10 protein-coding genes are annotated in these 14,182 nt (G+C 64.5%); 1 reads left to right on the top strand and 9 read right to left on the bottom strand.

The genetic code is table 11. The annotated features are described in order from the left end of the window. Positions 1 to 2 precede the first annotated feature (2 nt). The 5 genes from J3A64_RS11380 to J3A64_RS11365 form a co-directional block, all read right to left on the bottom strand. The gene (locus J3A64_RS11380; RefSeq protein ID WP_210064329.1) at positions 3 to 1,748 is read right to left on the bottom strand and encodes a phospho-sugar mutase; all 1,746 of its coding nucleotides are present in this window, start codon (positions 1,746 to 1,748) and stop codon (positions 3 to 5) included. Between the two features lie 101 nt (positions 1,749 to 1,849). Beyond that, on the bottom strand, positions 1,850 to 3,463 hold the full coding sequence (locus tag J3A64_RS11375) for a glycoside hydrolase family 32 protein (RefSeq protein ID WP_286176263.1): 1,614 nt from the start codon (positions 3,461 to 3,463) through the stop codon (positions 1,850 to 1,852). 94 nt (positions 3,464 to 3,557) lie between these two features. Then, entirely contained in the window at positions 3,558 to 5,156 is a 1,599-nt protein-coding gene (locus tag J3A64_RS11370; protein WP_014921167.1) for a glycoside hydrolase family 68 protein, read from the bottom strand. A gap of 75 nt (positions 5,157 to 5,231) precedes the next feature. Next, positions 5,232 to 5,363, bottom strand: a complete 132-nt coding sequence (locus tag J3A64_RS23695) for a hypothetical protein (RefSeq protein ID WP_272941667.1) — start codon at positions 5,361 to 5,363, stop codon at positions 5,232 to 5,234. Positions 5,364 to 5,615: 252 nt separating this feature from the next. Next, a complete protein-coding gene (locus J3A64_RS11365; RefSeq protein ID WP_014921168.1) occupies positions 5,616 to 6,416 on the bottom strand; it encodes a purine-nucleoside phosphorylase in 801 nt (266 codons plus the stop codon). A gap of 121 nt (positions 6,417 to 6,537) precedes the next feature. Between J3A64_RS11365 and J3A64_RS11360 the strand changes: the two genes are divergently transcribed. Beyond that, positions 6,538 to 7,947: an NAD(P)H-quinone dehydrogenase gene (locus J3A64_RS11360; RefSeq protein ID WP_011774125.1), complete on the top strand. Its 1,410-nt coding sequence runs from the start codon at positions 6,538 to 6,540 to the stop codon at positions 7,945 to 7,947. Between the two features lie 95 nt (positions 7,948 to 8,042). On the opposite strand, the gene J3A64_RS11355 is transcribed toward J3A64_RS11360, so the two are convergent. The 4 genes from J3A64_RS11355 to J3A64_RS11340 form a co-directional block, all read right to left on the bottom strand. Continuing rightward, on the bottom strand, positions 8,043 to 8,774 hold the full coding sequence (locus J3A64_RS11355) for an MBL fold metallo-hydrolase (protein WP_011774126.1): 732 nt from the start codon (positions 8,772 to 8,774) through the stop codon (positions 8,043 to 8,045). Between the two features lie 118 nt (positions 8,775 to 8,892). Next, positions 8,893 to 10,458: an FAD-dependent oxidoreductase gene (locus tag J3A64_RS11350; protein ID WP_014921172.1), complete on the bottom strand. Its 1,566-nt coding sequence runs from the start codon at positions 10,456 to 10,458 to the stop codon at positions 8,893 to 8,895. After that, complete coding sequence (locus J3A64_RS11345; protein ID WP_210064327.1) at positions 10,455 to 12,653, bottom strand: molybdopterin oxidoreductase family protein; 2,199 nt, start codon at positions 12,651 to 12,653, stop codon at positions 10,455 to 10,457. The genes J3A64_RS11350 and J3A64_RS11345 overlap by 4 nt, the downstream gene beginning before the upstream one ends. Then, the gene (locus J3A64_RS11340) at positions 12,654 to 14,066 is read right to left on the bottom strand and encodes an MFS transporter (RefSeq protein WP_011774129.1); all 1,413 of its coding nucleotides are present in this window, start codon (positions 14,064 to 14,066) and stop codon (positions 12,654 to 12,656) included. Between the last annotated feature and the right edge of the window lie 116 nt (positions 14,067 to 14,182).

Genomic DNA, 14,182 nt, shown 5'->3' with positions numbered 1-14,182 from the left:
TCCTACAAGCCCAACGCTTCGCGGACATCCCTGAGAACATCGTCCAGGGATGTTCGCGCTGCTTGGCGTGCAGCGGGAAGCTCCGCGGCCGACTCCACGGCTTGGATGACTTCCAGGTAGCACTTGAGTTTTGGCTCCGTGCCACTGGGGCGGATGATGACGCGGCTCTGGTCCCGTGTCAGGTACAGCAGGCCGTCCGTGGGCGGCAGGTTTTCGCATCCTTCCGCGAGATCAGCGGTAACCTCGACGGCGGAGCCCCCGAACGCTTCCGGCGGATTGACCCGCAGGCGGTTCATCATGGCGTCCAAAAGACCCAGATCCGCCACCCTGATACTGAGCTGGTCGCTCGCATGGAGCCCGTGCACCAGATACAAGTCATCCAGGGTGTCGAAGATCGTCTTGCCCTCAGCCTTGGCAGTTGCCGCGAGTTCCGCAATCAGCACTGCTGCTGAAATGCCGTCCTTGTCGCGCACCAGGTCCGGTGCCACGCAGTATCCCAGCGCCTCCTCGTACCCGTAGGTGAGACCGGGGACCCGCGAAATCCATTTGAAGCCTGTGAGTGTTTCCTCGTGGGCGTACCCTGCTGCGGCCGCGATGCGCGAGAGCAGCCGGGAGGACACGATCGAGTTGGCGAAGACGCCGGTCTGCGGCTCGTCCCCGGCCCCGGCAGCCATACGCGCCACGACGTGCGCACCCAAGAGCGCCCCCACTTCATCACCCCTGAGCATCCGCCAGGCTCCCGTGGCGGGATCCAACGCAGCAACCGCAGCCCGATCGGCGTCGGGATCGTTGGCCAAAACGATGTCCGCACCCGACTCAGCGGCTGCCGCAAGGGCCAGGTCCAGCGCGCCGGGCTCCTCCGGGTTGGGGAAGGCGACGGTGGGGAAGTCCGGGTCCGGCTCGGCCTGTTCGGCCACGAGCGTGACGTCGGTGAAACCGGCGGCGTTCAACACGGAGACGGCCGTTTCGCCGCCGACCCCGTGCATGGGCGTCAGGACGATCTTGAGGTCGCGGGCCGGAAAGTGTTCCCGATCCACCAATCCCGCCATCGCGGCTTCATAGTCGGAGGCGATGGTTGTTGGCAGCACAGTCCATCCGCTGTCCGCGAGTTCAATCGAATCCAGCGCGCCTACGGCTTCGATCTTCGCGGCGATCTCGGCGTCGTACGGTGCCACGATCTGCGAACCGCGCCCGCTTTCGGACACGGCGTGCCGCCCAAGGTAGACCTTGTAGCCGTTGTCCTGCGGCGGGTTGTGGCTCGCTGTGACCATCACGCCGCCGTCGCAATCCAGTGACCGGACCGCATAGGCGAGCAACGGCGTCGGAAGCGCTGCCGGCATGAGGAACGTCTCGATGCCGGCGGCTGTGAAGATCGCGGCCGTTTCTTCAGCGAAGATGTCCGAGTTGTAGCGGGCATCGTAACCGACGACGGCGCGCGGCCGGGTTCCCGGCGCAGCTGCGGCCACCACTTCGGTGAGGAAGGCTGCCAAGCCTGCCGCTGCCCGGCGGACGACGACGCGGTTCATCCGGTTGGGGCCCGGGCCGAGCGCTGCGCGGAGACCGGCTGTGCCGAACTGAAGCGTGCCGTTGAAGCTGTCGCCCAGTTCCTGGACAGCTCCCGCGTCACCGCCGCTGGCGAGGTCGGCCAGCTCGACGAGAGCGGCCGACGTCGCCGGGTCCGGGTCTTGGGAGGCCCATTGGCGGGCGTCGGTGATCAGCTGTTCAAATGCGGCATCGCTGGATGTCATAGGGACAAAACTATCCTCAATGAGCGCTTCAGGGGCAACGAGGAGTGAGATCTCGCCTTTAAGAGTGGTTGTAAAGGGTGAGATCCCGCCCCTCGGCGGGTCTAGAGAGTTCGGGACGTGACCGTGAAGTCCGTGTCGCCCTCCATGCTGAAGACCGAGGCACCGGTGTTGTCCCAGTCCGGGAAGAAGGTGTCCGAAACAACTGCCCTTCCACCCGCAGCGAAGACTTCCACCGAGGACGAGTCCAGGAGGATCGTGAGATGGACCTTGCTGCTGGGGGAGGGCAAGGCCACTTGGTGAAATGGGCTGAATTTCTCGGAGAAGTTGCTGGTTCCGGCCTTGGAACGGTCCACCCTGACAGTGCGTGTTTCCTTGTTATAGGAGATGCGCAGCCCGGAGTCGGAGCCGGATGATTGGCGGAGGAGAACGCCCGCCTCGCGAGCGGAGGCCAGGTCCATCTCCAGCTCGATCAGTTGCGTACGGCCCTTGAAGTCCTGGCCAAGGTCCTTCGGTGAAGAGCCGACGGTGAGGTTTTTGCTCTTCACTTCACCGGAGTGTTCCATCGCTTCCCGCGCAGCGCCGGCAATGGCGGATCGCAACTCAAACCTCTTGTCGCCCCGAACTAAGGTGAGTTCGCGGGGAATTGCCATGGAGCCGCGCCATGGCGTGGTGGGCACATCCTGGGCGTAGTCCCAATTGCCCATCCACCCCAAAAGAACGGGTTTGTCCCCGGGCGCGCCCGAGATGGAGTTCGCGGCGTAGTAGTCGGCGCCGTGGTCCAGCCACTGGGATTCGTCGAGCGGCGCGTCGGGAGCGGCCGCATCTTCGGCCGTAAAGCGCGTCCCGTCGAATTCGCCCACGAAGTACTGCATGCCCGAACCGCCCGCAATGCCGCCGGGGTTGATGCTCAGGAGCATCACCCACTTCTTCGCGGTGGAGTCCTCCACGTTCATCTGGATGAGTTCAGGTACTTCCCAGAGCCCGCCTTGGGCACCGACGCCGGAGAAATCGCTCAGGTATTCCCAGCGGAGGAGGTCCGTGGACTTGAACATCTTGACCACCTGGGCGTCGGCCACCACAGTGGTCATCACCCAGTAGCGACCGGGCTCGTACCACGTGACTTTGGGGTCGCGAAAGTTGTTGTTGGTGGGTGCGAGGTTCAGAACAGGGTTTCCTTGGTACTTCTGCCACGTGGTTCCGTTATCCAAGCTGAAGGCCACCGACTGTGCCTGCGCGCCTTGCGGGAGAGCGCCGTTCTTACCGTACGCGCTGGTGTAGATAGCCACCATGGGTGGGTTTTTGGCTGAGCCGAGACCGGAAGCGTTGTTCTTATCCATCACGATGCAGCCGGAGAAGATTTCTTCTTCAGGGCTCGCCTCCATGGCCACGGGCTGCTGTTCCCACTGGATCAGATCCTTGCTGGTGGAGTGCCCCCAGGACATGTTGCCCCACGAGTTTCCACGCGGGTTGTATTGATAAAACGCGTGGTAGGTCCCGTCGTGATAGACGAGCCCGTTGGGGTCGTTGAGCCAGTTCTTCTCAGCCGTCAGGTGGGCTACGGGCCGCCAAGGGTCCGAAGCGGTGGGTGCCGGACCCGAGGGTGTTGGCACCGGCGTCGGGTTTGCTGTGCAGGACGCGGCAGAAAAGGCGACCACGACGGCGGCACTTGCGGCCAGCATGTGGCGGCGGGACAGGTGGGGGTTGGGGTAAGTCATGGGGGAGAAATCCTGAAGGTTTGGGGGTGGCAGGGATGCCGACTCTTCTGGAGCCAACACCCCTGCCGCGGCCTCATGGCCAGGGTGTTACGGCCTACTTGTAGTGGCCTTCGCCGCCAACGCGGAGGTTGGTGGGCAGGTAGCCGAACGGGCCGAGGCCGTTCTGGCCGAAGCTGCGGTCAACCTGGGTCACGCCGGCCTTGAAGTTCATCTTCACGGTGGGTGACAGGGAACCGCCGCGGACGCCGTCCACGTTGTCGATGAAGGACTGGACGAGGCCGCCGGGCTGCACATAGTGCGAATAGGCCTGGAACTGGCGGCCGTTCTGCCGTGGATCCGGACCCTCCGGCGCGTTGGCCGGCATGTTCAGGTCCGTCGGGGAGCCCAAGGCCAATCCGCTGTTGTTGACCGGCTGGTAGTCCGAACGGACGCCGTTGCCGACAAAGCCGTACACGCCGTCGGGGCCGCGCATTCCATCTGCATACGTGAACTGGTGGCTGATGGTGAACAGGTAGTACTTGTTCTTGCCGTTCTCGTTCTGGATGTAGATCTGCGGACGCTCAGTTTGGTCGTTGACGCAGTTGGCGGACAGGATCGGCGGAAGGAAGCTCCACTTGGTGAGGTCCTTGTTGTCCGCCACTGCCAGGCCCACGTTTGCGGTCTGGTACCAAGCGCCGGTGCTGTTGACCTGGGCCACGGTTTCGGCGTTGGGGTCGCCCGGCTGGTAGCCGAGGTCTTCCTGCTTGCACTTGTAGGAGCCGCGGGTGCCGCCGGTGTTGCCCTCGAACACCATGAAGGTCTTGCCCGGATGTGCCGGGTCCGCGAAGGTGTACGGGTCACGGAACGCGAAGCCGGGGTTCTGGGCTTTGTTCTGGTACAGCTTTCCGTCCGGCTCCAGCAGTTTGGTGTGCTGGAAGCCGTCGAAGGTCACGCCGTTTTGGTTGGCATGGATGTTACCCAGTGCCTTGGCAATCACGGCATCCGGAGCGATACCGCCGCCGCCCGCATTTCGCTCAGCGACGTCGTAGAACGTGGTAGCGGTGTAGAAGACGTTGATCTTGTTGCCCTGCATGAGGCGCGTGGAACCGGACCACTCAGTGTTGCCGATGGACGTGTTGTCCAGGAACAAGTGTCCGCCGTAGTTCCATTTGTCCTTGGCAGGATCGGCGTTGGTCTTCCGGAAGAAGTAGCCGATCCGCGCGTTCCAGTGGCGCTGGTCGAAGCCGTATCCGGCGTGCCGGTCGGCAACCAGGGCGAAGATGACGTCCCAGCCCTTGTAGCTGATCTGGTTTGCGTTCTCGTCCGTCAGGGACCAGGTGTCCCAGACCCAGACGTCGTCGTTCATGGCCGGGAAGTCCTTGGGGATTTCCGGCATGGTGACGTTGGGGCTCATGGAGTTCTGGCCGGGGGCAACGTTGGGGTTGCTCTGGGCCATGATCTGTTTGGCGTCAGCTCGCGTCCATTTGGACGTGAAGTCAGCCGCGGGATCGTATGCCTGCTGCGTGTGGGTGGTTGGCAGCGGGAAGCCGGGCGTGGGTGCCGGCATAGTGCTCGACGGCGGGTCTGCCGGGAGGTTGGCCTGCGCGGCTGGCGTCACCAGCAGGATGCTGCCGGCCACGCCTGCCGCCGCTGCGAGGGCTACGGCCTGTCGCAACCGGCGGCGCGGCCGTTGAGGGGTTGAGTGCGTGTTCATGCTTGCTCTTCTCGCGGAGTGTTGGACTTCGTGGAGTGGGGCGCATGCCCTGACCCCCTGTTGGGGGTTCTCTACTCAGGCGTCCATCGATCCGCTGTAGGCGTCATCGAAGGACGCCATCGTTTCGAGGTGCGGGGAAGCTTTGTAGCTATCCGCCGCGGTGGCTCCGGCACGTCGACTTACCGGAACGCTCTCCACGCTAGACACGTGTTAGGTCCCAAATCAAAAGGGTGTTTCGCAAGCATTTGCGGTTACCCGCCGGTACTTGCGCAAGCGCTTACATTGCCAACGTGCGCGCGTGACATTTCTGTGCGATGCGGGTCAAATGTTGCGTCACCTACCGGATTCTTCCTGAGAATTTACTGTGCGTTTACTTCCGCTGTGGAATTGTTAGCGCACACCCTTAAACAGCAATGCGGGGCCACCCGTAAGGTGACCCCGCATTGTTGTAGGTAGCGGTCAGAGCTTGGCGATGATCTCCGCCAGAAGCGTGGAGATCCGCTTGCCCGCTGCGTGTCCGGCTTCCAGGACTTCCGCGTGGCTCAAAGGAACCGGGCTGATGCCGGCTGCGAGGTTGGTGACCAGGGAGATACCGAAAACTTCCATGCCTGCATGGCGGCCGGCGATGGCTTCCAAGGCGGTGGACATGCCCACCAGGTCTGCGCCGATCCGCTTGGCGTATTGGACCTCTGCCGGAGTCTCGTAGTGGGGCCCCGTGAACTGCGCGTACACGCCCTCCTGCAGGGAGGAGTCGACTTCGCGGGCGAGCTCGCGGATCCGGGAGGAGTAGAGGTCGGTGAGGTCAACGAACGTTGCGCCCTCAAGGGGTGAGGTTGCGGTGAGGTTGATGTGGTCACTGATGAGAACGGGTGTGCCCGGGGTCCAGTCTTCATTGAGCCCGCCGCAACCGTTGGTGAGGACCAGAGTCTTGCAACCGGCAGCCGCGGCCGTGCGGACGCCGTGGACTACGGACCGTACACCCCGGCCTTCGTAGTAATGGGTCCGGGCGCCTAACACCAAGGCGCGCTTGCCCTCCTTGGTGAGGACGGAGCGGATGGTGCCAACATGGCCCACCACCGCTGGTTTGTGGAAGCCCGGGACCTCGGATGCGTTCAATGTGGCGGTGGTTTCGCCGATCAGATCGGCAGCCTCCGCCCATCCGGATCCGAGCACCAGGGCCACGTCGTGGGACTCGACGCCGGTCTCCGCGGCGATGAAGTCCGCGGCGGCCTTCGCGGCCTCAAAGGGGTCAGTGTTCATCAGCTCAGTGTTACTCACTGGTACAAGCTACCTTGCGGCTACAGCACTTTGGTAGGGACCCGGGTGGAGTGAGGTTCGGCTGGGTGGCAACCGGCGTGGCAATGAGCGAGAATTGAGGACTGTGACCACCCAAGTTGACTTTAGTGCCCCCCGTATCGCGATCCTGGGAGGTGGTCCCGGTGGATATGAAGCTGCCATGGTGGCCGCCTCGCTCGGCGCGCACGTCACGATCATCGAGCGGGCAGGCCTCGGCGGCTCCGCGGTGCTGACCGACGTCGTGCCTTCCAAAACCCTTATTGCCACCGCCGACCTCATGACCCGCGTCGGTGAGGCGGACGAACTCGGTGTGAAGTTCGACGGCGACGGTACGGCTTCGAAGCCCCGTGCCGACCTCAAGCACATCAACGATCGCGTGCTTAATCTGGCTCATGGGCAGTCCGATGACATCCGTGCAGGCCTTGAGCGCCTGGGTGTGGAGATCGTTATTGGTTCCGGCAAACTGCTGGACAACAACACCATCGAGGTCCTGACCATCGACGGAATCCGCACCATCGATGCCGATGCCATTCTGTTGGCTGTCGGCGCTCATCCGCGTGAACTCCCCACCGCCAAGCCCGACGGCGAACGCATCCTCAACTGGGCGCAGATCTACAACCTGGACGAGCTTCCCGAAGAACTGATCGTGGTGGGTTCGGGCGTCACCGGTGCCGAGTTCGCATCCGCCTACAACGGCCTGGGCTCCAACGTCACGCTGATCTCCAGCCGCGACCAGGTTCTCCCGGGCGAGGACACGGACGCCGCCAAGCTGCTGGAAGGCGTCTTCGAACGTCGCGGCGTGCGCGTTCTGTCGAAGTCCCGTGCAAACGCAGTGGAGCGAACGGACGACGGCGTTAAGGTCACCTTGGGTGACGGATCGATCGTGACAGGTTCGCATTGCCTGGTATGTGTCGGCTCCATCCCCAACACCGCCGGCATCGGCCTCGAAGAAGCCGGCGTGACGCTCACAGAGTCCGGGCACATCAAGGTGGACGGCGTTTCCCGCACCACTGCCCCCAACATTTACGCTGCCGGCGACTGCACGGGTGTCTTCGCCCTGGCATCCGTTGCCGCCATGCAGGGCCGCATCGCGATCGCACACTTCATGGGCGACGGCGTGAAGCCGCTCAAGCTCAATCAAGTGGCGTCGAACATCTTCACGTCTCCGGAGATCGCCTCGGTGGGTGTTTCAGAAGCAGACCTCGCTTCGGGCAAGTACCAGGGCGACGTGGTGATGTTGTCCTTGCTGAGCAACGCCCGAGCCAAGATGCGCAACACCAAGGACGGCTTCGTCAAGATCATTGCACGCAAGGGATCCGGGACCGTAATTGGTGGCGTGGTGGTGGGCCCGAATGCTTCGGAGCTCATCTTCCCGATCTCCGTGGCTGTCACCCAGAAGCTCCACGTGGATGACGTAGCCAGCGCCTTCACGGTGTACCCGTCGCTGACCGGGTCCATCTCGGAGGCCGCGCGGCGCCTGCACGTGCACATGTAGCTCCAACGCCGGCGCCCGTTTCGGGGGTTCCCTGCTGATCATGCCGTGCGCACGGCACTCCTGGCAGGGAACCATCGAAGCGGGCTCCGCAGGCCCTACACTTGCAGCACGGCGAGGGCCTCAGTCAATGGCATATGCAGGGCAGTTCCGTGGCCTGGCAGGATCACCTTCGCCTGGACAGCAGCGAGGGAGCGTGCCGAAGCGAGCGCGGCGGCCGGGTCCGAGTGGTACATCCGGTGCAACATCTGCGGGCCGGACGTGGTGCTGATCGGGTGGCCGCTGACGAACGAGTCGCCCACGGCGATCGCCCCGGCTGTTGGCAGCAGCAGGGCCACGTTGCCGGGGGTGTGCCCGGGTAGAAGGATCGCTTGGGGCTGCCCCGGAAGGTCCTTGAGCTTTTCGGGCGTCCAGGCTTCGGCGTGCGTGGCCGGCTCTGCCTGAAGGGCCTTGGCCTTGATGACGTGCAGCATCCACCGGAACACCGTGGGACGCCAGGCCCTGACGAGGACCTGCCCGAACGTGACCTGGTGCTTCTCCTTGCCCTGAACGTGGGCAAGTTCCTCGGGGGAGCAGAGGATGGGTGTGCCAAAGGTCCGGGAGAAGTAAGCCGCGGATCCTGTATGGTCCACGTGTCCGTGCGTGATCAACATTGCCTTGGCGTCGGCGGGATCGAGTCCGAGCCCTCGGATGGACTCTAGGACAAGCTCGCGGTCCGCCGGATAGCCGCCGTCGATCAACATGAAGCCTGAAGCGTCACGGACAATGAGCCAGTTGGACGCAGGCCCCTCAACAAAATGGACGCCGGGCGCGGGTTCGGATACCTTCACTCGGGAATTCTAAACCAGCGAGATCGCCGGAAAGCTGCGAGACCGCGGTTCCGGACCGGCGATTTCGCAGCCTTTCAGGGTGCTGGCAACTGTACGGCGTAGAGGGGGCTATGCGGCCTCAGGCGGCAGCCGCTTGGAAATGTTTTTCGATGATCCCCTTGATGTCCTCGTGGCAGCCCCCGCAGCCTGTTCCGGCGCGGGTGGCCTTGGAGACCTCGCCCACGGTACTGCAGCCCTCCACCACGGAAGTCTCGATGCTGGCCGCGCTCACTCCGGCGCAGCGGCACACGGTCCGCTGGGGATCGTTGCTGGTGGCGGCTCCGGCATCGAGTTGGTCGGGTCCATCCAAGCGGAGCAGCAGGGACCGGTCAGCGGGCAGCTCCGAGGAACGCTCGAAGAGCACCACAAGCTCAGCAGCGGTCCGGGGCATGCCCACCGCTACCAAGCCTTCCAGCACTCCGCCGCGGGTGGTCATCTTCACGTAGCGGCCGTGTTCAGGATCAGCCCACTGGGAGATCTGCCGGCGGGCACGCCCGGACGCGGCACCGGCTTCCAGGAGCTCCTCATCCCAAGGATCGGCCTGGTTGTCGCCTGCCACCGCAAGGTTGATGCCCCGCGCCTTCAAGACCACCACTCCGGGCTTCTCCATGGGCAGGGCTTCCAGTGCCTCGGCGGCGGCCTGGCCGTCACGGGCCAGGACCACGAGGTACTCAGCCAACCATTCGGCCTGACGCCAACCAGGACCCACCAAACCTGAGGGCCCGCCGGCTGTTCGGCACTCGACACAGGCAGCATCCGGGCACCGCACTTCCGCGCAGTCTCCAATCGCGAACATGTGGGGCTCGTGATAGGCCCGCAGGTGGTGGTCCACCAGGATTCCGGACCCCACAGGAAGGCCACAGCCCTCAGCCAGTTCAATGCGGGGGCGGACGCCACAGGACAACACCAGCAGGTCGCCGTCGATCGCGGAGCCGTCATCCAGCAGCAGAGCGGAGAAGCTGCCGCCGGGACCAGCCGTTTCCACGCCTGTAGAACGCGCGTTGCCGGCTATCCGGACGCCGCCGGCGCGCAGGCTGCTGGTGAGCACGGAGCCACTGCCGCGGTCGATGCTGCGCCCCAGCGGGAAGGGACCGTTGTGAACCACAGTGGCCTGCGCGCCTTCTTCGGCGGCCGCGAGCGCAGTCTCCAGGCCCAGCACGCCGCCGCCAAGCACCACCACTCGCTTGCCGTCAGCGACGGCGGCACGGACCACGGCTGCGTCCTTCAGATCGCGCAAAGCAGTAACGCCGGCTGGAAGCACAGGTCCGGAAGGATCCGGGTTGAGTCCGGTCAGGTTAGGAATCACGGGACGGGACCCGGTGGCGAACACCAGACGGTCGTAGTGTTCAGTGCTGCCATCGGACAGCGCTACGTTCTGGCGGGCACGGTCGATCCTTTTGACCTTGACGCCCAACCGCACTTCCACGCCGTCGGACTCCAATTCGGACGCATCAGCCATGGCCAAAGCCTCGGCAGTGGTGCGGCCGACAGCGAGTTCAGCCACCATGACGCGGTTATACGCAGCTTCGCTTTCCTGCCCGATGACCAGCAACTGCACCAGCCCGGTGCGGACAGCGGGGAGCAGTTCGTCCACGAGCCGGGCAGCGACCGGCCCGAATCCAACAACAACAATGCGCTCGCTCATGATGCCTCCTTGACGTGCAGTGGCAGCCGCGTGCCCTCAGGGACGGTGTAAGAGTGCGGGTCCTGGGTGGAAACCGCGCGCCGGACCCATACCCGGCTGGTCTTGAACTCCGGCATACCGGAAATGGGATCTGTGGCCGCCTCCGTGAGGCGGTTGGCGTTTTCCTGGCCGGGAAAGTGGAACGGCAGAAAGACGGTGTCCGGGCGGACCGAGTTGCTGAGCTCGGCACGGCAAAGCACTTCGCCGCGCTGGTTCGTGACGGTGGCGTAGTCGCCGTCGGCAATGCCGCGCGAGGCCGCCGTAGCCGGGTGAATAAGGAGCCGGGCCTGGGGCTGCGATGCGAGGAGTTCGCTCACGCGGCGCGTCTGGGCGCCGGACTGGTAGTGCTCCAGAAGCCTGCCGGTGGCAAGGGCCAGGGAGTCGTCCGCAAAGGAACGGACAGCCCGCTTGGACGGGGTCACCGGCACCATGACGGCCCGGCCGTCAGCATGGGCGAATCCGTCGCCGAACAGCCTGGGGGTACCAGTGCTGCCCACCGGATACGGCCAGTAGGCAGCTTCACCGCGGTCCAGCATGGCGTAATCGATGCCCGAGTAGTCAGCCAGGCCGCCAGCAGAAGCCAAGCGCAGCTCTTCGAAGACGGTCTCGGGGTCATCGCTGAACGTTGAAGGAGCGTCAAGCATCCCGGCAAGCCGGGCCATGAGCCACAACTCGCTGCGGACACCCGGGGGAGGGGTTAGCGCGCGGCGGCGACGAATCACACGCCCTTCAAGGTTGGTGAGCGTTCCTTCTTCCTCGGCCCACTGCGTGACCGGCAGAACCAAATCCGCTTCGGCAGCCGTCTCGGACATGAAGAAGTCGCAGACCACCAGGAAGTCCAGGCTGCGGAGCCCCTGGATCACTGCATTGGTATCAGGAGCGGACACCACCACATTGGCGCCGTGCACGAAAAGGCAACGGACGCCGTCGGGCTTTCCCAGCGACTTGAGAAGTTCGACGGCGGGCAGGCCGGGTCCGGGGATCAACGACTCGTCGACGCCCCACACGCCGGCGACGTGGGCGCGGGCAGCGGGATCGGTGATCTTGCGGTAGCCGGGAAGCTGATCAGCCTTTTGGCCGTGCTCGCGGCCGCCTTGGCCGTTGCCCTGGCCAGTCAACGTGCCGTAGCCGCTGCGGGCCGAGCCGGGGAGACCAAGGAGAAGGCTGAGGTTGATGGCTGCGGTGGCGGTGTCCGTGCCGTCCACGTGCTGTTCCACGCCACGGCCGCTGAGGATGTAGCTGCCACCGTCGCGGGCCCCTTGGGCGAGCCGGCGTGCGGTTTCGCGGATGAGGGTGGCCGGTACGCCGGTGATGGACTGGACGCGCTCCGGCCAGAAAGCGTTGAGGCTGCGCACCACGGCTGCGTAACCGCTGGTGTTCTTCTCGATGTACGAGGCGTCGGCGAGTCCCTCGTGCACCACCACGTGGCTGATGCCCAAAAGGAGCGCCAAATCGGTGCCGGGCGTCGGCTGCAGGTGGAGGCCGCCGCCGTCGCCCGTGAAAGCAGCAGTAGCCGAGCGTCGAGGGTCCACAACGATCAGCCCGCCGGCGTCGCGGGCGCTTTGCAGGTGCTGGACGAACGGAGGCATGGTCTCGGCAACGTTGGAACCGAGCATGAGGATCACGGACGCGGTGTCCAGGTCCGTGACGGGGAAGGGGAGGCCGCGGTCCACGCCGAACGCCCGGTTGCCTGCAGCCGCTGCCGAAGACATGCAGAACCGGCCGTTGTAATCGATCCTTGACGTGCGCAGGGCCAGCCGGGCGAACTTGCCCAGCAGGTACGCCTTCTCATTGGTGAGGCCGCCGCCGCCGAAGACTCCGACGGCGTCGTTCCCGTACTGCTGCTGGGTGTCTTTGACGGCGGCCGTGATGAGCATGAGCGCCTGGTCCCAGGAGATGGGCTGGTGCACGCCGTCCGATCCCTTGAGCATCGGCTCCGTGACGCGCCCGTTGTGACGCAACAACGACGCCGATGTCCAGCCTTTGCGGCACAGCCCGCCCCGGTTAGTGGGGAAGTCACGCCCGGAAACTTCCAGGGGCGCGGCGGGTGCTGCGTCCGGCGCGGGCACTGCCCCGGCTGCAGGTGCAGCCGGGGTCAGCGTCATGGCGCACTGGAGCGCGCAGTAGGGGCAGTGGGTATCGGCGCCGTTGGGCATCTAGATGTGTCCGATCGTGTTGCGCTTCTGGGCGGGGCGGATGTAGCAGACCCAGCAGACGGTGAGCATCAGGACGTAGGCTCCAACGAATCCGTAGAACGCCGGTGTGTAGGAGCCGCTGGCGCTGTTGGAGGCATTGAGCACCTGAGGGATGACGAAGCCGCCGTAGGCGCCGATCGCGGAGATCAGGCCCAACGAGGAAGAAGCGAGCCGTGCGGTGGTGGCGCTCGTGGCGCCTGAACGGGCTGCTCGGCTGGACGTTGCAAAGATGACCGGGATCATGCGGTACGTCGCGCCGTTTCCAAAGCCGCTGGCCAGGAAGAGTAGCAGGAAGAGGGTGAGGAAGAGCCAGAAGTTCTTCAGTGGCAGGGTCCAGATCATGGTCAGGGTGATGACGGCCATGGAGGCGAACGAGGCGATGGTCATCCGGGCGCCACCCATACGGTCGGCCATGCGTCCGCCGTAGGGACGGGCCAAGGATCCGACCAGCGGGCCGAGGAATGCAAGGGACAATGCAACGGCACCGACGTGGATGGAGGAGAAGTCCGGGAAGTAGTCCTTGATCAGCTTGGGGAAGACGCCCGCGAAGCCGATGAATGAGCCGAACGTACCGATGTAGAGGAACGCCATGATCCACAGGTGAGGTTCCTTGAGGGCGGCCAGGGAACCGGCCACATCACCCTTGGCGCTGGTGAGGTTGTTCATGTACTTGTAGGCGCCGAATGCGGCGATGATGATCAGTGGGATCCAGATGATGCCCGCCATCGGCAGGTTGACGGTCCCGGCAGCCAGCAAGGTGATGGCGATGGGGACAACAAGCTGTGCGACGGCTGCACCAAGGTTTCCGCCGGCCGCGTTCAGGCCCAGCGCCCAACCCTTTTCGCGGGCAGGGTAGAAGAAGGTGATGTTGGCCATGGAGCTGGCGAAGTTGCCGCCACCGAAGCCGGCGAGTGCGGCCATGAGGAGCATGACACCGAAGGGCGTCTCCGGGTTGGACACACAGATGGCAAGGCCTGTGGTGGGGATCAGGAGCAGGAGCGCCGAGACGATGGTCCAGTTCCGGCCACCGAACTTGGGAACCATGAACGTGTAGGGGATTCGGAGTGTTGCGCCTACGAGGCTGGGGATGGAGATGAGCCAGAAGATCTGGTTGGTGTCGAACGTGAAGCCTGCTGCGGGGAGCTGGACCACCACGATGGACCACAGCTGCCAGACGACGAAGCCGAGGAATTCGGCGAAGATCGACCAGTAGAGATTGCGCTTGGCGATGGACCGGCCTTCGGCTTCCCACTGGCCCTTGTCTTCGGCGTCCCAGTTGGCAATCCAGCGGCCGGGGCGGTGCTCAAGGGTGGGGGTGGCGGTTGCAGTGGACTGGACGGGGGCCAGTTCTTCTGCGGAGCGGTCAACAGTCACGGAGTGCCTCCTTGGTGGGGGACGTTGTTATTCCAAGGTAGGTTTCGCGCATTTCGTGGACGGGCGCCGTTTGTAAACGTGCTGTGACATTTCCCTATCGGCGGGGTCACCGGCGC

This window comes from Pseudarthrobacter sp. PvP004 (genome assembly GCF_017876035.1).
Classification (GTDB): domain Bacteria; phylum Actinomycetota; class Actinomycetes; order Actinomycetales; family Micrococcaceae; genus Arthrobacter; species Arthrobacter aurescens_A.
This window is presented reverse-complemented; position numbering and strand designations above follow the sequence as displayed.

Bases quoted from the DNA above. Each gene is read 5' to 3' on its own strand.
- J3A64_RS11380 (WP_210064329.1), bottom strand. From the start codon at position 1,748: ATGACATCCAGCGATGCCGCATTTGAACAGCTGATCACCGACGCCCGC.
- J3A64_RS11375 (WP_286176263.1), bottom strand. From the start codon at position 3,463: ATGACTTACCCCAACCCCCACCTGTCCCGCCGCCACATGCTGGCCGCA.
- J3A64_RS11370 (WP_014921167.1), bottom strand. From the start codon at position 5,156: ATGAACACGCACTCAACCCCTCAACGGCCGCGCCGCCGGTTGCGACAG.
- J3A64_RS11365 (WP_014921168.1), bottom strand. From the start codon at position 6,416: ATGAACACTGACCCCTTTGAGGCCGCGAAGGCCGCCGCGGACTTCATC.
- J3A64_RS11350 (WP_014921172.1), bottom strand. From the start codon at position 10,458: ATGAGCGAGCGCATTGTTGTTGTTGGATTCGGGCCGGTCGCTGCCCGG.
- J3A64_RS11345 (WP_210064327.1), bottom strand. From the start codon at position 12,653: ATGCCCAACGGCGCCGATACCCACTGCCCCTACTGCGCGCTCCAGTGC.